General features: G+C 66.9%; 19 protein-coding genes and 1 tRNA gene. 11 read left to right on the forward strand and 9 right to left on the reverse strand.

What is annotated here, in order from left to right; translation table 11 throughout:
• The first annotated feature begins 98 nt into the window (after positions 1–98).
• The 3 genes from N416_RS0103005 to N416_RS0103015 all read left to right on the forward strand — a co-directional run bounded on the left by N416_RS0103005 (position 99) and on the right by N416_RS0103015 (position 3,335).
• Positions 99–548, forward strand: a complete 450-nt coding sequence (locus N416_RS0103005; protein ID WP_024440652.1) for a MarR family winged helix-turn-helix transcriptional regulator — start codon at positions 99–101, stop codon at positions 546–548.
• Between the two features lie 201 nt (positions 549–749).
• Complete coding sequence (locus N416_RS0103010) at positions 750–2,558, forward strand: GGDEF and EAL domain-containing protein (protein WP_046300175.1); 1,809 nt, start codon at positions 750–752, stop codon at positions 2,556–2,558.
• Between the two features lie 411 nt (positions 2,559–2,969).
• Positions 2,970–3,335, forward strand: coding sequence for a PAS domain-containing protein (locus N416_RS0103015; RefSeq protein ID WP_024440654.1), 366 nt, complete (start codon positions 2,970–2,972; stop codon positions 3,333–3,335).
• Between the two features lie 4 nt (positions 3,336–3,339).
• Here the strand turns inward: N416_RS0103015 and N416_RS0103020 are convergent, their stop codons facing one another.
• The 3 genes from N416_RS0103020 to N416_RS0103030 form a co-directional block, all read right to left on the reverse strand.
• Positions 3,340–4,005 carry a TetR/AcrR family transcriptional regulator gene (locus N416_RS0103020; protein WP_024440655.1) on the reverse strand — a complete coding sequence of 222 codons (666 nt, stop codon included), beginning with the start codon at positions 4,003–4,005 and terminating at the stop codon, positions 3,340–3,342.
• Entirely contained in the window at positions 4,005–4,694 is a 690-nt protein-coding gene (locus N416_RS0103025; RefSeq protein WP_024440656.1) for a TetR/AcrR family transcriptional regulator, read from the reverse strand. Before N416_RS0103025 ends, N416_RS0103020 begins: the two co-directional genes overlap by 1 nt.
• Before the next feature lie 198 nt (positions 4,695–4,892).
• Positions 4,893–6,035 (reverse strand): esterase-like activity of phytase family protein, encoded by a 1,143-nt coding sequence (locus tag N416_RS0103030; protein ID WP_024440657.1) that lies wholly within the window; start codon positions 6,033–6,035, stop codon positions 4,893–4,895.
• 55 nt (positions 6,036–6,090) lie between these two features.
• Between N416_RS0103030 and N416_RS0103035 the strand changes: the two genes are divergently transcribed.
• Positions 6,091–8,037 (forward strand): acyl-CoA dehydrogenase, encoded by a 1,947-nt coding sequence (locus N416_RS0103035; RefSeq protein WP_024440658.1) that lies wholly within the window; start codon positions 6,091–6,093, stop codon positions 8,035–8,037.
• A gap of 50 nt (positions 8,038–8,087) precedes the next feature.
• On the forward strand, positions 8,088–8,480 hold the full coding sequence (locus N416_RS0103040) for a hypothetical protein (protein ID WP_024440659.1): 393 nt from the start codon (positions 8,088–8,090) through the stop codon (positions 8,478–8,480).
• A 19-nt stretch (positions 8,481–8,499) separates the two neighbouring features.
• Here N416_RS0103040 and N416_RS0103045 read toward each other — a convergent pair.
• Positions 8,500–8,575: transfer RNA gene (locus N416_RS0103045), tRNA-Asn, on the reverse strand.
• A 134-nt stretch (positions 8,576–8,709) separates the two neighbouring features.
• Here N416_RS0103045 and N416_RS0103050 point away from each other — a divergent pair.
• Positions 8,710–8,967 (forward strand): hypothetical protein, encoded by a 258-nt coding sequence (locus tag N416_RS0103050; protein ID WP_024440660.1) that lies wholly within the window; start codon positions 8,710–8,712, stop codon positions 8,965–8,967.
• Positions 8,968–8,978: 11 nt separating this feature from the next.
• Here the strand turns inward: N416_RS0103050 and dnaG are convergent, their stop codons facing one another.
• Positions 8,979–10,907 (reverse strand): DNA primase, encoded by a 1,929-nt coding sequence (gene dnaG / locus N416_RS0103055; RefSeq protein WP_024440661.1) that lies wholly within the window; start codon positions 10,905–10,907, stop codon positions 8,979–8,981.
• 150 nt (positions 10,908–11,057) lie between these two features.
• On the opposite strand from dnaG, the gene N416_RS0103060 reads away from it, so the two are divergent.
• Entirely contained in the window at positions 11,058–11,825 is a 768-nt protein-coding gene (locus tag N416_RS0103060) for a sensor domain-containing protein (RefSeq protein ID WP_024440662.1), read from the forward strand.
• Between the two features lie 83 nt (positions 11,826–11,908).
• Here N416_RS0103060 and N416_RS0103065 read toward each other — a convergent pair whose 3' ends face one another.
• Positions 11,909–13,162, reverse strand: a complete 1,254-nt coding sequence (locus N416_RS0103065) for a deoxyguanosinetriphosphate triphosphohydrolase (protein WP_024440663.1) — start codon at positions 13,160–13,162, stop codon at positions 11,909–11,911.
• Between the two features lie 135 nt (positions 13,163–13,297).
• Here N416_RS0103065 and N416_RS0103070 point away from each other — a divergent pair, with 135 nt between their 5' ends.
• Both N416_RS0103070 and N416_RS21250 read left to right on the forward strand, forming a co-directional pair.
• Positions 13,298–15,304, forward strand: coding sequence for a TPM domain-containing protein (locus N416_RS0103070; protein WP_024440664.1), 2,007 nt, complete (start codon positions 13,298–13,300; stop codon positions 15,302–15,304).
• Positions 15,305–15,319: 15 nt separating this feature from the next.
• Positions 15,320–16,069, forward strand: a complete 750-nt coding sequence (locus tag N416_RS21250) for a hypothetical protein (RefSeq protein ID WP_024440665.1) — start codon at positions 15,320–15,322, stop codon at positions 16,067–16,069.
• 6 nt (positions 16,070–16,075) lie between these two features.
• Here the strand turns inward: N416_RS21250 and N416_RS0103080 are convergent, their stop codons facing one another.
• Complete coding sequence (locus tag N416_RS0103080; RefSeq protein WP_196805090.1) at positions 16,076–17,470, reverse strand: glycine--tRNA ligase; 1,395 nt, start codon at positions 17,468–17,470, stop codon at positions 16,076–16,078.
• Between the two features lie 150 nt (positions 17,471–17,620).
• On the opposite strand from N416_RS0103080, the gene N416_RS0103085 reads away from it, so the two are divergent.
• Together N416_RS0103085 and N416_RS0103090 are read left to right on the forward strand one after the other, a co-directional pair.
• Positions 17,621–17,977, forward strand: a complete 357-nt coding sequence (locus N416_RS0103085; protein WP_046300149.1) for a helix-turn-helix transcriptional regulator — start codon at positions 17,621–17,623, stop codon at positions 17,975–17,977.
• Positions 17,974–18,366, forward strand: coding sequence for a Fur family transcriptional regulator (locus N416_RS0103090; protein ID WP_024440668.1), 393 nt, complete (start codon positions 17,974–17,976; stop codon positions 18,364–18,366). The genes N416_RS0103085 and N416_RS0103090 overlap by 4 nt, the downstream gene beginning before the upstream one ends.
• Before the next feature lie 5 nt (positions 18,367–18,371).
• On the opposite strand, the gene N416_RS0103095 is transcribed toward N416_RS0103090, so the two are convergent.
• Together N416_RS0103095 and N416_RS0103100 are read right to left on the reverse strand one after the other, a co-directional pair.
• The gene (locus N416_RS0103095; protein ID WP_024440669.1) at positions 18,372–18,761 is read right to left on the reverse strand and encodes a hypothetical protein; all 390 of its coding nucleotides are present in this window, start codon (positions 18,759–18,761) and stop codon (positions 18,372–18,374) included.
• Complete coding sequence (locus N416_RS0103100; RefSeq protein ID WP_024440670.1) at positions 18,761–19,648, reverse strand: decaprenyl diphosphate synthase; 888 nt, start codon at positions 19,646–19,648, stop codon at positions 18,761–18,763. Before N416_RS0103100 ends, N416_RS0103095 begins: the two co-directional genes overlap by 1 nt.
• Between the last annotated feature and the right edge of the window lie 46 nt (positions 19,649–19,694).

Here is a 19,694-nt window from a genome sequence, read left to right on the forward strand (position 1 = left end):
TCTTGGTCACCCGTCGATTCTGCCAGTCGCTCGGAGCGTCCCACGCTGAGCGGACCGACGTGGTCCACTTTCGTGCACGCTTGTGAAATACTGGCCCGATGGTAGCCCCCGCCCAAGCCAGCCTTGGAGCCGATTTGCTCAGCGTTGTCTCCCGGCTCAACCGGCTCGCTACCCAACGAGTCGCACTTCCCATCCCGGCCGCACAGGCGCGACTTCTGTCCACTATCGAGGACCTCGACGTGGCCCGGATCTCCGACCTGGCGGCGGTGGACCACTGCTCCCAGCCGACGATGACCACCCAGGTGCGCCGACTCGAGGACGCCGGGCTGACCACTCGCACCCCCGACCCGCTCGATGCCCGAGCCGTGTTGATCCGGATCACCGATAAGGGCGTGGACACCATGGCGCGGGTCCGCCAGGACCGGGCGGCGGCGCTGGACCCCGAATTGGACCGGCTTTCTACCGAAGACCGCCAGACGCTTGCCGACGCCGTCGAGGTGCTTCACCGATTCCTGGCCGAGGCCGGGCCGACCCGACCGGCCCGCTGACACCCTCGCAATCGGGCCGTAGTTCCACTGAGAAGTTTCCAGCCTGAGGGGCTTTTCGCATATGCTCAACAGCGGCATCGGCCCGAAGCGAAGCTAGGCCTCCTGCGGCCCTCGCGGCTCGCCCACTGGGCTGCCGGTCTTCGGGGGAAGGACATCGTGGCGGATAGATTGGCGCTGGTCACCTCGATCGCCGCCCAACTGATGGCTACCACACCGTCGACGGCTGCTGCGGTCAGTGAACGCGTGCTACAGACGTTGGTGGAGCAACTCAACGTCGACGCCGGATTCCTGCGTCACAACGACCACGAGATCAGAGCCTCCAAGCTGGTGGCCGAATGGCCGCCGCGCCCGAACGCCCCGGAGCCCGACCCGTTGGCGGTCGTCTCGTTCACCACCGCCGATCCGGTCTTCACCACCTGCGCGCATGGCAAGCGGGTGGCGGTTATCCGGCCGGAGCCGAACGAGTCCGGCTATGTGCGCCAGATGTCGATGGACCACGCCATCGAATCGCTGTCGGTCGCCACCGCGCCACTGATCTCCGGTCCGGTGACCATCGGCATGCTTGGCCTGGTCAAGTTTCGCCGACCCAAGTGGCGTCCCGAAGAGCTCAACACGATCGAGGCGATCGCCTCGCTGTTCGCGCAGTTGCAGGCCCGTGTCGCGGCCGAGGAGCGGCTGCGCTATCTGGCCGACCACGACGACCTGACCGGCCTGCACAATCGTCGTGCGCTGGTCGCTCACCTGTCCGAACGACTCGTCGCCGGCAAGCCCGGTCCGGTCGGCGTCTTCTACATCGACCTCGACCGGCTCAAGCCGATCAACGACTACCTCGGTCACGCCGCCGGCGACTGGTTCATCCAGGACTTCGCCCGGCGACTGCGTGCGTACGCCGGAAACCGGACCATGGCGGCCCGCATCGGCGGGGACGAATTCGTCGTCATCCCGGACTGGCCGATGTCGATGGCCAGCGCCGAGACCTTCGCCGACCGACTGCAGGGCGCGCTTCGCGAACGGGTGGAGATCCAGGGCCATACGGTCAACAGCACGGTCAGTGTGGGCGTGACCGTCGGGCTACCCGGGGAAGACACCAGCGCCGGTCTGCTGCACCGCGCCGACGAGGCCGTCTTGGCGGCGAAACGCGGCGGCGGCAACCAGACCGTCAGCTCCACCGACGATATGTCCTTGAAGAGCTTGTTCCGCAAGGACATCGAACTGCACATGCAGGGCAAGATCGATGACGAGTCGTTGTTGTTGTACTACCAGCCCGAGGTCGATCTGTGGAGCGGCGCGATCGTGGCAGTGGAGGCGCTGGTGCGCTGGCGTCATCCCACCCGCGGGTTGCTGTTGCCGAGTTCGTTCATCAGCATCGCCGAATCCGCCAACCTGGCCGATGATCTGGGCCGGTGGGTGATGCGCACCGCGTGCGCAGAATTCAGCCAATGGCAGACCAATGGCGTCCGGACCAGCGCGACGCTGCGCGTCAATGTCTCGCCCATCCAGCTGGCCGCCCGCGGTTTCGTCCAGAACGTGGTGGAAACCATCAACGAATTCGGCCTACGTCCCGGCTCGCTGTGCCTGGAGATCACCGAGCGGGCGGTGGTGCAGAACATCGAGAGCACCCGTCGAACCCTGGCGGAACTGCGCGAAGCCGGGGTGCAGATCGCCATCGACGACTTCGGCACGGGTTACGCCGTCTTGTCACATCTGAAAGATCTGCCGGTCGACACCCTGAAGATCGACACCGTCTTCGTGCGCGAATTGGGCGTCAATCCGGGCGATCTCGCCATTGTCCGAGCGATCATCGCGCTGGCCGAGGCATTCGGTCTGCAGGTGGTCGCCGAGGGTGTGGAAACGTCGGCGGCCGCGCTCACCTTGATGCGGCACGGCTGTCACCGCGCGCAGGGCTTCCTGTTCTCCCGCCCGGTGCCGGGGCCCGCCGCCGAAGCAATGCTGGCGTCACGCTGGATGGCGATGCCCTTCCTGGCCGACAGCCAAGCTTTGGTGATCTGACAAGAACATCGCCCGGTAGAAAGTGGCACACAACCGCACCCCCGTCTGCCTGCCGGCGAGCGCGGCAGTCGGTGCGGTGCACCAACGCGGCTCGGCGTGCGGCGACACACGGCGATGCGGACCCCTCAAGGTGCCCCGGGCGAAGCTTCGGGAGGAACTCGACGGCCTCGGCGCACGCCGCAGCGCGCCCGATCCGTACAAACCAATCCCTCGCATAACCGGAGATAGTACATACCTTTTGGATGATGTTCAATCAATACGAGACTGTGCGTCTCGTCACGTCGATCGTCTATGTGTCGGGGCGACGCGGTCCGTGCCCGGCCGTGGCCAACACCGCCCACGCCCTCGGCGGCGCCCGTCATAATCAGAGCCATGGAGCGACGGCGGAACGCGCAAACCCCTCAGGCACCGATGGACACGCTGCGGCAGTTGCCGGCCCTGGTCGCGCTCGAGCGGATCCCCGTTCCGGTGCTCGCAATCGCCGACGACGGCACCATCTTGTTCGCCAACAGCGGGTTCGCCGCCATGCTGGGCTACACCCAGGAAGAGGTGCTGGCCCTGGAATTCCGGCAGATCTTCGGCCAGGTTCCACCGGCTGAGGAATCGGCCTTGTCGGTGATGCATTCGCTGGCAAATCTGGTTGTCTCCCTGGAACATCGGGACGGCTCGACGGTGCGCGCCCTGATGAGCAAGTCAGCGCTCGAACGTGCCGACGACCGGGTTGCGCTCGCCACGTTCCAAGACCTCACCGAGCAGCTCTGGCTGGAGGAACGCTAGCGCTTCAGCGCTCGGTGCCCGACGCGCCGTCACCGCCGTTCTGATAGCGCAGCGTGTTGCGGGCCAGGAACTGCCGGAAATACGACAGTGAGTCGGCCACTACGATGGCGGGCAGCAGCGTCTCCCACATCCGCGTCACCCGTCCGATGCTGTCACCGGCATAGTGCGTCAACAGCCACGTCCCAAGCATCGCCGAGGTGATCGACTCGGCAACCTGGCGGGCATCGAGCTCCTCGCGGAGGTCGCCCTCGGCGATCGCGCGCGCGGTCTGAGCGGCGACCGCGTTCGCCCATTCGCCGCCGACCTCAGCCCCCAATTCATTGGATTCGGCCAGGGCGAAGACCAGGTGACCCGCCGCCCGCGCCTCCTTGTCGACGGACAACAACTCCGTGACGGCGAACATGCCGTGGATCATCCCCTCCAAAGCGGGTGAGGACGGCTGACACATGCTCCGAAACGTGGTCAACACCGTGGCGAAACCGCCCTCGATGATGGCCGTCACCAACGAATCCATCGAGTCGAAGTGGTGGTAGAGCGCCCCCTTGGTCACCCCGGCCCGCTCGATGATCGCGGTTCGCCCGGCAGCGACGTAGCCGGCCTCGCCGAACACGTCGATGGCCGCATCGAGCAACTTGCGCCGAGTCGCCTCGGACCGGACCTGGCGCGCCATCAGCCGACCTCCCCTTCAGGCACCGCCGACTTCGCCACCGCCGTCGTCTTGACTGCCAACGCAGTACGCCGACGAACGAACTGAACGAAATAGTCGATGCGATCCGCAGGCACCACACTGGGCAGCACAACCGACCAGACCCGCTCCAACTCACGCAGGAACTGTTCGGGCTCATCGAGATTGCCGGCCTGCCGCAAGCCCAGGTACAGCGCCACCATCATCCGGGCCACATCGCGCGGATCGCGGTCGAGGACGTCGCCTTCGGCGATCGCCCGCTCGGTCACCGCGCTCAGCGCCTGAATCGCATTGTTGAGCACGGTGGCCTGCAACCCCTCGGCGCCGCCGACGACCGGCAGCAGGTGCAGCATTGCTCGGGCACCGTCACTGGTGAGGTCTTCGACCGCCATGAGGTAGCCCACGTCAAGCAGGGTTTCCAAGCCGGAAAGCTTGCGGTCCACCAATGCCCGCATCGCTGTGCCCGTCTTGGCGAGTTGTTCGTCGATGACGGCCAGGGCCAGCGCGTGCTTAGATCGGAAATGAAAATACATCGCACCCTTGGTCAATTCTGCTTCAGCCAGAATGTCGTCGAGGCCGACGTCGTGAAATGGCCGCTGGGCGAACTGATGCGCAGCGGCACGGATGATCTGCTGGCGCGTCGCATCGGCGCGCCGGTCGGTCGACTCAGCCAACGCGTGATCTCAGCCTCGTCGCTGACCAGCAGTCGTACCACACCCGGGTTACGGTATCAGTCGAATGACGAAGTTGACTCATTTCTATACTGTAAATCGTCATTCAGCTTTGCTGGCATTCTGAAAAACGCCAATTCCGTGGTGCCAGATTGCATTCGGTCTGTCGAGGCTGTCGCACCGGCGATCACCGTTGTCTGGCTAGCCGGCGGGTATCGCGAAGGCGACGAACTGGGTTACCTGACGCGGTGAGAAGTTGTCGTCACTGACCAGCACCACGGTCTGCCGGCCATCGGGCAGCCGTGGGCCGAGCGTCAACCCCTCGATGTTGTCCAGCGGATCCAGCCCGGGTGTGGTGGACAAGTCGGCCACCAACGTCTTGGTCATCGGAGTCACGGCTGCAGCCGCGAGCGCCGGCATACCGAGCACATCGGTTGCATCGGCGATCTCGGCGCGAAACAGGCGTACCGTCGGGCGGTCACTGAACGCACGCTCGATCACCAAGAACGCGGTGTCCGACAGTGCCACCAGATCAGTGAGGCCGTTGGTTTTGGCCGGGACGGCCGCAGGCTCCAGCGGATAGGCGTACTGCGCGACCGGAGCGTCGGCGTCGAGGCGGTAGGCGGTGATGCGAGTCAGCGCACCCCGGTCGCGATCCGGCAGCGGGCCGTCGTCATACCCCGGGCCCTCCATTGCGGCGAACAGCATCCGTCCGTCGTCGGTCACCGTCAGGCCCTCGAGAGTGGTGTTGCGGCGCGGCCCGGTGGGCTGCGCCGACATCGCCAGCTGCGTCGGCAGGGTAAACCGGCCGAGGTAGCTACCGTCCAGCCCGGCGATACGCACCCACGGGTCGGCCAACACCGCACCGCGTGGGCCGTCGGTGCGCCGCTCCCCCTCTGAGGACCAATACAACCGTTGGCGGCCGGCATCGAAGGCGATGCCTTCGGGGTCCGGCGGTATGACGGGCGGCGTCGCATCGAAGGCCTGGGGCTCGAACGGACGCCCGTCGGAGTCCAGCAGCGGGTTCATGGCACTGACCGCCAGCCCGTCGACGCCGCGGTCGGACACCGTGAGCCGCACCGTATAAAAGCGGGCGGGGCCGTTGGCCGAGCGGTCATCGCTGATCACGTAGTAGCAATCACGGCCCGGGTCGTAGCTGATTCCGGACAGGCCACCCACGACAGTGCCGGCGAACCTGGTGTTCGGTGCCAGTAGTGCCTGGCCCAGATACTGCAGTCCGGCGGTCGTCGTGGGGTTCTCGCACGGCGTGCAACCCGCAAGTGCAGCACCAACGGTCAGCAGCGCACCGCACAGCGCCGGTAACCGGCTCCACGTCCTACGCACCTCGGTAATCTAAAACGCGGTTTACCGGCGGCCTCACCTGGATACGGTGCATGAGGTGACCACTTCCGATGCCCTGCGCGACACTTTGGACGGCCGCTGGCGGACGGTGAAAAACCAGGTCCGGGCCACTCTGTGCGATGAGAAGTTTCGTCCGCACTACACACCGAACACGGCTATCGCCCGCGCCAAGGTCGCCGAACAACTCCGGATCATGGCCGGCTCCGGCGTGGCGGCGGACAGTTTCCGCAAGGAACACGGCGGCACCGGCGACGTCGGCGCGGCGATCACCATGATCGAGATGTTGGCGATGTCGGATCTGTCGCTGATGGTCAAGGCCGGGGTCCAATGGGGGCTGTTCGGCGGCGCAGTGGAGAACCTGGGCACCGAACGACACCACCGCGCCTACGTCGAGAAGATCATCGACCTCGACCTGCTCGGTTGTTTTGCGATGACCGAGACCGGCCACGGCAGCGACGTGCAGTCGCTGGAGACCACCGCCACCTACGACCCGGCCTCCCAAGAATTTGTGATCGACTCCGCCACGGGATCGGCACGCAAGGACTACATCGGTGGAGCCGCCGAAACCGCCACCGTTGCGGCGGTTTTCGCCCAGCTCATCACCGGTGGCGAATGCCACGGCGTGCATTGCTTCCTGGTGCCGATCCGCGACGCGCAGGGCAACGATCTGCCCGGTGTGGTCACCTCGGACTGCCACTACAAGGGCGGTCTACCGGGGGTGGACAACGGACGCATCGTCTTCGACCATGTTCGGGTGCCCCGGGAGAACCTGCTGAATCGCTATGCCGATGTCGAACCGGACGGCAGTTATCGGTCATCGATTGAGAGCGACGGCCGGCGGTTCTTCACCATGATCGGCACCCTGATCCGAGGGCGGGTCTCGGTGGGCGGAAGCGCAGGCGCCGCCGCCCGGGTCGCCCTGGACATCGCTACCCGATATGCGTTGCAGCGCAGGCAGTTCAGCGCCCCAAGCGACGACGGGATCGAACACGAGGTGCTCATCATCGATTACCTGGTTCACCAGCGCCGCCTGTTCCCGCTGATTGCCCGCTCCTATGCCCTGCAGTTCGCCCAGAACGAGCTGGTGGGTCGCTGCCATGATCTGCAGACCGCCGACGAACCCGACGCCGAAGAACAACGCGAACTGGAGGCACGAGCAGCCGGGCTCAAGGCCGCCAACACCTGGCACGCGTCCCGGGCCATCCAGGAGGCGCGCGAGGCCTGCGGCGGCGCCGGCTACATGGCCGAGAACCGGCTGATCGCACTGCGCGCGGACGTTGATGTGTTCACCACCTTCGAGGGCGACAACCACGTGCTGACGCAACTGGTGGCCAAGCAGCTGCTGACCACCTACGCCGACGACATCGCCGACATGAGCCCAGTCGGGTGGGTGCGATTCGCGGCTGAGACTGTCGGGGATCGGGTGCTCAAACGCACTGCCGCCGAGACGATCATCCAGACCATCGTGGACGCCCGGCAGGACAGCGAGGAGGAGGGCAGCCTGTTCAACCGCGGCACGCAGGTGCACATGTTCGAAGACCGCGAGGAATATCTGCTGACCTCGGTGGCACGGCGGCTCAGAGGCAAGGCCCAGGAAATGAGCGACTTCGATGCCTTCAACGCGGTCCAGGACCACCTGCTGCATGCGGCCACCGCGCACATCGACCGCGTCGTGCTGGAGGCGTTCGTCGCCGGGATCGACTCCTGCCCGGATCCCGACGCCCGCGAACTGCTGGAGCTGGTGTGCGACCTCTACGCGCTCAGCGTCATCGAGGACGACAAAGCCTGGTTCATCGAGCACCGGTATCTGTCCACCGATCGAGCCAAGGCCGTCACCCGCGGCATCAATGACCGGTGCCGGAAATTGCGCCCGCACGCCCAGACTCTGATCGACGGGTTCGGCATCCCCGAAGAATTGCGGTACGCCGAGATGCTGCACCCCGAACACCTGTCGGTACCGCCCGCCGGTGCGTCCACCGGGTAGCCGTCTTTATAGGCTGTCTGGACCCCAGACCGAACAAAGGAGTACCTCTCATGGCGTGGTTCCTCGCCCTGAATGCCACCCCCACCAAGGGCGTGCAAGCGCCCACCTATGAGCTGCACGAAACCGCTGATCTCGAGCGGATCACCGAGGAGATGGCCACCTTCGCGGCCACCGACCGGGCCGTGGCAGTTCCCGCCGTCTTCAACAACGGCCGCCAGCAGGTCACCGTGTACGTGCGGCCGGCCGCCTGGGGCGCGTGGGCGATCTACGAGCTCAGCGAAGAAGAGCGTCGCGAGATGATGGCCAACAATCCGCTGGTCAACGCGCTCGCCCAGGCCCGTGCCGCCAAGCAGCAGGGACAGCCACAGCAGGCGCCGGCGATGTTCGCACCGCAGCAGCCGCCTTCGCAGGCGGGTCCGTCGGCGATTCCCCGGCTGGACTAAACGCCGCCGGCCTCAAACGTGGCTCCCCCGGGTGGACTCGAACCACCAACCCTCCGGTTAACAGCCGAATGCTCTGCCAATTGAGCTACAGGGGATTGCTGTCCTCGCGGACTTGCAAGACTCTAGCGCATACCGAAACCACCGCGGTGCAACGGGGGTCGCACCCGGCCCCCGTCGCACCGCGTGAGGCAGGATGGAAGCACTGCATCGACTGTTTTAAGGGGCCGCATTGATCGGGTATGTCGTGGTGATGGGGGTCGGCTACGTGATGGGCACCAAAGCCGGCCGCCGCCGCTACGAGCAGATTGTCAGCACCTATCACGCGGTGACGAGCAGCCCGGTCGCCAAGGCGCTGATCGACAAAGGACGGCGCAGCATCGCCGACCGGATCCATCCCGATCCGACGATGGTGACGCTGACCGAACTCGAGGACGGCATCACCGTGGTGCGGCCGGAGGAGCCAGACGACGACAACCCGCGGCGGTGAGCTCCGCGACCTCAGGCGGTCAGATCGTCGCCGCTGGCCTGTTCCAGCAGGCTTCGCCGGTAGGCCTCCATGGCCACCAGATCGCCGAAGAGCGCGTGGTATTCGTCGCTGTGCTCCACCGGAGACATGCGCTGCAGTTTGGACTTGACCTCGGCGATCTGGCGGCCCACCCACACCTCCTGGAGGCGGGCCAGCACGCCGCCGATATAGCGCGGCAGCTTGTCCTCATCGACGCGGATGGCCTCCACGCTCAACTCGTGGATCAGCGCGGTGGTCAGCGACGAAGGCGTCTGCTCGCGCACGGTCTCGATCCACTGCGCGCCGCCGGTGCCGGCCACTCCCGCCGTCCCCCCGGCCGCATCGATCGCCGAGCGCACCGCGGCATAGCCGGGGTGGGTAAAGCTCTCCACCGTCAAGGTGTCGAACACCGGCCCGGCCAGCGCCGGGTACTGCAGAGCCGCTTTGAGCGCCTCACGCTGCGGCCACAACGTCGGATCGGTCGGGTTCGGTCGGGCGACCGCCGGCTTTTCGGCCGGGCCGGCGGCCGCGGGAGACGCCGGACGGTCCCGAGCCGGCCCGCTGCTTTTGGCATCGCCCTTGGCCTCGTTCTTGGCCCGCGCACGCACCCGGCCGATCACCTGCGCGACGTCGTCCCAGCCCACCCAGCCGGCCAGCTGGCGCGCGTATTCGTCGCGCAGCGTCGGGTCCTTGATCGCAGCGACCATCGGCACGCAACGGCGCAGCGCAGCGACCCGGCCCTCGGCTGTCTCCAGGTCCATCTCCGCGAGCGCGGTGCGCACCGCGAACTCGAACAGCGGGGTGCGGCGTGCCACCAGGTCGCGCAGCGCTTCGTCGCCGTGTGCCAGGCGCAGATCACACGGATCCATGCCGTCGGCGGCGACCGCGACGAATGACTGTCCGGCCAGCTGCTGCTCACCCTCGAGCGCCTTGACCGCGGCGGCACGGCCCGCCGCATCGCCGTCGAAGACGTAGATCAGTTCACCTCGAAAGAACTTGTCGTCCATCATCAGTCGGCGCAGCATCGCCAGGTGCTCATCGCCGAAGGCGGTACCGCACGAGGCGACCGCGGTGGTGACGCCTGCCAGATGCATTGCCATCACATCGGTGTAGCCCTCGACGACGATCGCCTGGTGTCCGCGGGCGATGTCTCGTTTGGCCAGGTCCAGGCCGAACAGCACGTTGGACTTCTTGTACAGCGTGGTTTCGGGGGTGTTGACGTACTTGGCCTCCATCGGGTCGTCGTCGAACAACCGGCGCGCACCGAACCCGATCACCTCCCCCGCCGACGAACGGATCGGCCACAGCAGCCGGCGGTGGAACCGGTCCATCGGGCCGCGACGCCCTTCGCGGGACAGCCCGGCGGCCTCCAGCTCCTTGAACTCGAAACCCTTGCGCAGCAGATGTTTGGTCAGGCCGTCCCACCCGGATGGGGCGAAACCGCACCCGAACCGCTCGGCGGCGGCGGCATCAAAGTTTCGCTCGGTAAGATACTTGCGCGCCGGTGCGGCCTCAGGGGTGCTCAGCGCCGCCGCGTAGAACTCGGCAGCCGCCGCATTGGCGGCGATCAGCCGGCTGCGGCCGCCGCGCTCGCGCTGGATGTTGGTCGCCGACGCGCCGGTGTAGGTGATGGTGTGGCCGACCCGGTCGGCCAGCAGCTCGACCGCCTCGACGAAACTGGCGTGCTCGATCTTCTGCACGAAGGCGTAGACGTCGCCGCCTTCCCCGCAGCCGAAGCAGTGGAACAGGCCGTGGTTGGGCCGGACGTGAAACGACGGCGACTTCTCGTTGTGAAACGGGCACAAGCCCTTGAGCGAGTCGGCGCCGGCGCGTCTGAGCTGCACGTAGTCACCGACCACGTCCTCGATTCGGACACGTTCGCGGATAGCGGCGATGTCGCGATCGGAGATGCGGCCTGGCACGGGGTCAGTGTAGAGCGCGCCGCCATCTGCACCACCGCGATCGCGTGCACGGCGGAGCCGGGCGAAGCGGATCGCCGCCATCTGCCCAGCCCTCGGTACCGGAACCGCCCATGTTTTAATGACGGGTCAACTGCTGCGTCAGGGGCGTGAATGAACTCGAAACGGGTCTGGTTGCTGACCCTTGTCGCCGTCGCCGTGCTCGCCGCGGCCGCGGTGACGACCTGGCTGGTGCTGCCCGACCGGTCGCGTAGTGCGGCCGGCGTCACCGGCGAGACCGTCAAGCAGGTGCTGCTCAACGGCACCGAGTTGACCGCAATGCTGGACCAGCCCTTCACCACTGTCACCGGCCCGCCGTCCTACGGCGGCCTGGAGGCGATGGACGACTCAGCAACCCCCGGCGACTGCGTGGGAGTCCTCGACGTCGCGCAGCGAAGCGTGTATGCCTCGGCCCCCGTCCAGAGCTACGCGCGTGAGACCTGGATCGACCCCGAGCCCGCTCACGACGGCTTCAAGCCGCTCGACACCCGGGTGATGTTCGTCAAGGAGGCCGTGGTCGCCCTGCCCACCGCCGACGACGCGCGGCAACTGTTCGATAAGTTCACCGAGCAGTGGAAGCACTGCGACGGTCAACCGGTCAACGCGGCCGACCCGGACACGGCCGGATCGCCGCACCTCCGCGGCACCGAGATGCACATCACCGACGTGCGGATCACCGACGATGTCCTGGCCGCATCGATCGTGCTGGACAAGAGCCCTAAGGCGCCGGACACCCGCGCGATCGGGCTGCAGGACAACTGCATCGTCGGTGTCCTGATCGCCTTCACCGGAACCGAGAACGCCAGTGGTTCCGGTGACCCGCAGACCAGCAGCACCGATGTCGTGCGGGCGATGATGGACAAGGTCGCCAAGCTCGGCTGAGTTCATCCGCGGTGGCCGCACGCACGGCGAAGCCGGGTGCTGGGCGCTCCCCTACTTGCGGGGGCGGGCCCGCCGCTGTGTCACTAGCCCGCGACGAGGCGTTCCAGCCGCCCCTCGGTGCATGACGCGATCTGGTCGACGACCACCCGCAGCCGTGCATTGTCGTCAGCCGCGGCGTTGAACGCCGGAACGAAGATCGGGTCCAGGCTCTCCGGTGCCGTGGCGAGCAGCCGGTGCGCGACCTCGTGCACCTGCTCACGCTGGGCGGCCTGAATCCTGCGGTGCTGGTCCGACGATATGATGAACTGCACCGCAAGGGTTTTCAGCACGGCTACTTCAGCCCGCACTAGTTCAGGCACTTCCAGGTTTGCCTGGTAACGGGTCAGCGGTCCCGGGCCGGCGGCGTCGTGGGTGGCGGTGATCGCCGCGGAGGCGAAGCGCCCGACCAGTTCACTGGTCAGCCGTTTGAGTGCCACCGACGCCGACAGTGTCGCGTCGTAATCACCCACAGCGGCCACCACCGGCAGTTCGGTGAGCCGGCGAGCCGCCCCGGCCAGATCGTGCACCCCGTGGGGGTCGCCCAGACGCGTCAGTTCGGCCACGGTCGAGGCGTCGGCGAGCACCCGCAGGTCGATCCGGCCGGAGATGACGCCGTCTTCAACGTCATGCACCGAGTAGGCGACATCGTCGGCCCAGTCCATGATCTGCGACTCCAGACAGACGCGTCCCTCCGGTGCGCCGCGGCGCATCCAGTCAGCGGCCTCCCGGTCGTCGTCGTAGAAGCCGAACTTGGTCCGTACCGAGCCGTCTGTCGCGTGGCGGAACCACGGGTATTTGGTGACCGCATCCAGCGTCGCCCGGCTCAGATTCAGGCCCGCACTCGCACCGTCCGGACCCAGGACCTTGGGCTCCAAACTGGTCAAGATGCGGAAGTTCTGCGCGTTTCCCTCGAATCCGCCACAGCTCGCAGCGATTTCGTTGAGCGCCTGCTCACCGTTGTGTCCGTAAGGCGGGTGGCCGATATCGTGAGCCAGGCCGGCCAGGTCCACCAGGTCAGGGTCGCAGCCCAATCCGATCGCCATCCCCCGCCCGATCTGCGCGACCTCCAGCGAGTGGGTCAGGCGGGTGCGCGGGGTGTCGCCGTCTCGGGGGCCGACCACCTGGGTCTTGTCGGCCAGCCGGCGCAGGGCAGCACTGTGCAGCACCCTGGCCCGGTCGCGGGCGAAGTCAGTGCGGTGCTGGCCGCCGGTTCCGGGCAGGCCGGCGGTTTTCGACGACTCCGCCACGATGCGTTCGCGGTCGTGCGCGTCGTAGCTGTCGCAGGAGTTGGTAGCCACCGCCGCCAGTCTATTTTGACCCGACCCGAGACCATGACACCGCGGGCCGAAGTTCGGCATCCGACCGCTGCGAACCGAGTGGGCCGGTCGCAGAATTCCGTCGATCACCCCCCGATCACATATAGATTTACCGGCATGCGCATTCCCCGGCTGGCCGCTGCCGCCCTGGCGTTTCTCCTCGCAGTGCTGCTGGTAGCCCCAAGCGCTGCGGCGCAGCCTTCGATGCGTCTGCCCACTTTGATCACCGACAGCGCCGGGGCGCTCTCGCAGTCCGATCGCGCCGAGGTGCAGAACGCGATCGACAAGCTCTACGCCGACCGGCACATCCGGCTGTGGGTGGTCTACGTCGAGGTGTTCTCCGGGCAGACCGCTGAGGACTGGGGACGCAGCACGGCGCGACTCAGCGATCTCGGCAGCAACGACGCCTTGCTCGCTGTTGCCACCGCCGACCGCAGCTACGCCTTCCTGGTTTCCAACGCCATCTCCGAGATCAGCTCGGACAAGGTCGACGCGTTGCGGCGCAACCAGATCGAACCGGCCCTGCACCGCAACGACTGGGCCGGTGCGGCCTCCGCGGCCGCCACCGGACTCGACGCCGCCGCCGCACCCACGCAGGTGAGCTGGACACCGATCCTGATCGCCCTGGCCACGGTGGCGCTCGCCGGCCTGGTGTTGCTGCTGGTGGTCCGTCACCTGCGTCGCCGCCGCCGCGCCGCGGCACTGGCGGCGGCCCGGCGGGTCGACCCCACCGACCCCAACGCGCTGTCCGACGTGCCGGTGTTCGCGCTGGACGCCTTGTCGCGCGAGAAAGTCGTCGAGGTCGACAATGCGGTCCGCACCAGCGCCAACGAATTGGAGCTGGCCCTCGAAGAATTCGGCACGGAACGCGTGCGACCGTTCGCGCAGGCCGTCTCCTCCGCCAAGGCCGCTATGGAGCACGCCTTCACGGTGCGCCAGCAGCTCGACGACGATATCCCTGAGACACCGGCACAACAGCGCGACTTGCTGACCGGGGTGATCGTCACCGCTTCAAAGGCCGACCGCGAACTGGAGATCCAGCGTGCCGCGTTCGAGCAGTTGCGAGATCTCGTACTCAACGCCGGCGACCGCCTCGACACACTGACCCAGCAACTGGTCGAGCTGACCGGGCGCATCCCGGCCTCCGAGCAGCACCTGGTCGAACTGCACACCCAGTTCGACGCCACCGCGCTCAGTACGGTGTCCGGCAACGTCAAGACCGCACAGGATCGGGCCGCCTTCGCCGAACGCAACATCACCCGGGCCCGCAGCCTGGCCGACCACCCGGTGACCGGCGGGCAGAGCGAGCTGGTGGACGCGGTTCGGGCCGCCGAGTCGGGGCTCGGCCAGGGCCGAGCCCTGCTCGACGCGGTCGACAATGCCGCAAGCGACATCCGTCACGCGGTCGCCACACTGCCCGAGACCATCGCCGACGCCGAAGCCGGCATCGCCCAAGCCACCGCACTGTTGCAGCGCGGGGCGGGCACGCATAAGTCCGAGCTGGTCACTGTTCGTGATCGCGTGGTCAAGGCCGTCGCCGCCGCCCGCGCCTCCGGAGATCCCCTGGGGGCCTTCACCGCGTTGCTCAAGGCGGACGCCGACCTGGACCAGCTGCTGGACACGGTCGCCGAGGAACACGCCGCCGCTGAACGGTTGGCTCGCACGCTCGAGCAGGCCCTGTTCACCGCGTCGTCGCGCATCCGCGCCGTGTCCGATTACATCGATACCCGCCGCGGTAGCGTCGGCCCGGAAGCGCGCACCCGGCTGGCCGAGGCACGGCGCCGCCTCGACGCCGCCCAAGACAAGCGCAGCACCGATGTCGCGGGCGCCATCACCCAGGCCAACGGCGCGGCCACCCTGGCCGCCGCGGCGCAGTCGCTGGCCAAAGCCGACGTACAGGACGCGCAGCGCGCCTACTACGGGCGTTACGGCAACGACCGCGGCGGTGGCAACGACACCGGCGCCATGCTGGGCGGCATCATCATCGGCAACATCCTCTCCGGCGGTGGCGGCGGCTTCGGCGGTGGCGGCTTCGGTGGTGGTGGAGGGGGCGGCTGGAGTCCCACCTCGTTCGGCGGCTCGTCTTCGGGCGGGGGCTTCTTCGGCGGCGGCGGCCGGTTCTAGAGTTCCGGTACACCCATGTTCGATCTCATCAACGTCGCCGTGGCGGCGGCCCTGGCGGCATCCGGGTATGCGCTGTGGGTCCGCCGCCACACCTGGGGATCACGCTGGGACACCAATCCTTCGCGCATCCTGATCTTCATCGGTGGCGCGGGTCTTCTCATGTCCCCCGTCGGGTGGGGGCTGCTCGACCCACTCATATACCGCGTGCTCGGGGTTTGGAACGTCGCCGGCCTGGTTGCTGCGCTGTGCATGTTCGCCGCGGTGGCCACCATGTTCGGGCATCTGACGACGCGACTGACCGATCAGGATCGTGCCAGGCTTTGGGAGCGTCGCTACATCAAGGCGCCGCTGAAATTCGTTCTGCCGTTGACGATCATCGTGTATTTCATAGCCGACCGTGGACAACCGCAGTATCAGGATGTCTTTGCGACCCGTGGCCCATGGTTCACGGTCTACTGGACACTGATCTGCGTCTTCGCGCTCTACCTGTTCGGGCTCACCGGCCGGGTGTTGCTGACACTGCGCGACGATACACGTTCCAAATCCTCCGCCGACCAGTACCTGGCCTGGATCGCCTTGAAGGTTGCGGCGATGTCCTACCAGCTGATCAGCGTTCTGATCGGAAGTACCTTCACACTGCCCACCTGGATCTGCGCGGGCGCGGCCAGCCTGGCTTTCGCCTACGCGGCCGCGCAGTCCTGGCGGGCTCGCACCGACTGGCTCAAGCCCGCCTGGCCGCCAGCCCCCGAACCCGCCGGGGACTGAACGCGTTCAGCAACCCTTGAGGCGCACGGCCAGGTAATCGGAGACCGCATCGATGGCCACCCGCTCCTGAGACATCGTGTCGCGCTCCCGCACAGTGACAGCGTGGTCTTCGAGCGAGTCGAAGTCGACGGTGATGCAGAACGGGGTACCGACCTCGTCCTGGCGGCGGTAGCGCCGGCCGACGGCCCCGGCGTCGTCGAACTCCACATTCCAGGACTTGCGCAACTCAGCGGCCAGGTCGCGGGCCTTCGGCGACAGGTCGGCGTTGCGGCTCAGCGGCAACACGGCGGCCTTGACCGGGGCCAGTCGCGGGTCAAGACGCAGCACGGTGCGCTTGTCCACCCCGCCCTTGGCATTGGGGGCCTCGTCCTCGTGGTAGGAGTCCACCAGGAAGGCCATCAGCGAGCGGGTCAGGCCGGCTGCCGGTTCGATCACGTAAGGCACGTAGCGGGTGTCGGATGCCTGGTCATAGAACGACAAGTCCACCCCGGAATGCTCCGAATGCGTGGTCAGGTCGAAGTTGGTGCGGTTGGCGATGCCTTCCAGCTCACCCCACGGGTTGCCGGTGAAGCCGAATTTGTACTCGATGTCGGTGGTGCCGGCGGAGTAGTGCGACAGCTTCTCGAGCGGGTGTTCGTAGAGGCGCAGGTTCTCACGCTTGATACCCAGGTCGACGTACCACTGCAGGCGCGTGTCGATCCAGTACTGGTGCCATTCCTTGGCCGTGGACGGCTCGACGAAGAATTCCATCTCCATCTGCTCGAACTCGCGGGTCCGGAAGATGAAGTTGCCCGGGGTGATCTCGTTGCGGAAGCTCTTGCCGATCTGGCCGATGCCGAACGGCGGCTTGCGGCGTGCCGTGGTCACCACGTTGGCGAAGTTGACGAAGATGCCCTGCGCCGTTTCGGGCCGCAGGTAGTGCAGGCCCTCTTCGGATTCGATGGGGCCCAGGTAGGTCTTGAGCATCATGTTGAAGTCGCGGGGCTCGGTCCACTCGCCCTTGGTACCGCAGTCCGGGCAGGCGATCTCGCTCATCGGCACGTCATCAGGGTTGCCGCCCTTCTTCAGCGCCACCGCTTCCTGCATGTGGTCCTGCCGGTGCCGCTTGTGGCAGTTGAGGCATTCCACCAGGGGGTCGTTGAACACCGCGACGTGACCGGAGGCCACCCACACCTGCCGCGGCAGGATGATCGCACTGTCCAAGCCGACGACGTCGTCGCGGGAGGTCACGACGGAGCGCCACCACTGTCGCTTGATGTTCTCCTTGAGTTCCACCCCGAGTGGGCCGTAGTCCCACGCCGACTTTGTGCCGCCGTAGATTTCGCCCGACTGGAAGACCAGGCCACGTCGCTTGGCCAGGTTGGCAACGGTGTCGATGATGGACGCCACGAGGGGGTGCACTCCTGTCTTGACGGGACCGCGCCGGCAACGCCGACACGCAAAACATCAGTCATCGTATCGATACCGCCCAAGTTCTTTGACATGCATCATCACGCATGGAACAGTGGAAGCCAGCTGAAAACGATTTCCAACACGTGCGGAGGTGGTGCTGTGCCCTCCTCAGCGTCTGGCCTGGTGGCCGACGGCCACCAACACACCGGTCCTGCCTTCCCCGCGACACCACCTCGGGAGATCCTCGACGCCGCTGGGGAATTGCTGCGTGCGCTGGCCGCTCCGGTGCGCATCGCGATCGTGCTGCAACTGCAGGAGTCGCATCGCTGCGTGCATGAACTCGTCGACGCGCTCGGAGTCCCCCAGCCCCTGGTCAGTCAGCATCTGAAGATCCTCAAGGCCGCCGGGGTGGTCGCCGGGGAACGCTCCGGCCGCGAAGTGCTCTACCGGCTGGCCGATCATCACTTGGCGCACATCGCCATCGACGCCGTAGCCCATGCCGGTGAGGACCGTTGACCGCCCCCGGTGTGCGCTCCACCCGGCAGCGAGCGGCGATCTCGGCGTTGCTGGAGACCGTCGAGGACTTCCGGTCGGCCCAGGAACTGCACGACGCGCTGCGTGAGCGCGGCGAGAACATCGGCCTGACCACCGTCTATCGCACGTTGCAGGCCATGGCCACCGCCGGACAGGTCGACACGCTGCGATCCGACACCGGCGAAGCGGTCTACCGGCGCTGCTCGGAGCATCACCACCACCACCTGGTGTGTCGGGACTGCGGGGCCACCGTCGAGGTGGGCGACCGCGAGGTCGAGGAGTGGGCGGCCCGCATCGCCGCCGAGCACGACTACTCCGACGTCGGGCACACCATCGAGATCTTCGGCACCTGCGCCGACTGCCGGAACTGAGTTCGTCAGCCGATCAGCGCGTCCCGGATATCGACGCCCTTGGTCAGCACCAACAGCACCAGTGTGCGAAGCGCGCCGTCGGTCAAGCCCGATCCGGGAAAGTTGTAGCGCAGCATCACATCTGCGGACTCGGCGGCCTTCTCGACCAGGGTCACGGTCCCGAGCTGACTGAGGGCCGCCTGCTCGGCGGCGCGCTCACGCAGCTGCTTGGTCAGCGGCAGATCCCACCCCAGGATCTGGGTGAGCGACACCAGCTCAAGGTCTTCGGCGATCGGCACCACCCGCAACGACGCCAGTGTGCCGTCATGGCGGACGGTCAGCGCGCCGTCCGGCTCGGCGTCAACGGTCACCACCTCGGCGAGCACCGCGGTGAGGCGATCGGCCAGGTCCGTCATCAGGCCGTGCCGAACCGGCGCTGCCGAGAAGCGTACTGCTCGCAGGCCTCCCACAGGTCGCGGCGGTCGTAGTCCGGCCACAGCTTCTCTTGGAAGATGTATTCGGCGTAGGCGGCCTGCCACAACATGAAGTTGGATGACCGCTGCTCCCCCGAGGTGCGGATCAGCAGGTCCACATCGGGCATGTCGGGCCGGTGCAGATGCCGCGCGATGGTGGCCTCGTTGATCCGGCTCGGGTTCAGCTTGCCCGCCACCGCCTCTTCGGCGATGGCCCGGGCAGCTTCGGCGATCTCGGTGCGGCCCCCGTAGTTGACGCAGTAGTTGATGGTGATGACGTCGTTGCCGACGGTCATGGCTTCGGCGATCTCGAATTCCTTGATCACGCTGCGCCACATCTTCGGCCGCGAACCCACCCAGCGCATCCGCACGCCCATCGCGTTGAGATTCTCCCGGCGCCGGCGCACCACCTCGCGGTTGAAGCCCATCAGGAAGCGCACCTCTTCAGCGGAGCGCTTCCAGTTCTCGGTGGAGAACGCGTACACGGTCAGCCATTTGATACCGAGTTCGATCGCACCGCAGGTGATGTCGATGAGCACCGCCTCGCCCATCTTGTGCCCCTCGGTGCGACCCAACCCGCGCTGGGTCGCCCAGCGGCCGTTGCCGTCCATGACCACGGCAACGTGGTTGGGCAGCGCCTCGGCGGGGATCTGCGGGGCAACAGCCTTGGAGGTGTGCTGTGGGGGGCGACACGGCCCCCCGCCCGGCGGCGACGGCAGCTGCGGGAACACCACCGGCCAGGTGGACTTGTCCGGGAATACCGGATAGTCGTCGGGTGCCGCGGGCAGTTGGGGGAAGGCAGGCTTCCGATTGGCCCGATGCAACACCATGCGCCCTATCCTGCCCGACCGGGCCGGAGCCGCCCGCGGCGACCAT

Origin of the sequence: Mycobacterium sp. UM_WGJ, from assembly GCF_000455125.1 — a bacterium.
Taxonomy (GTDB): Bacteria; Actinomycetota; Actinomycetes; order Mycobacteriales; family Mycobacteriaceae; genus Mycobacterium.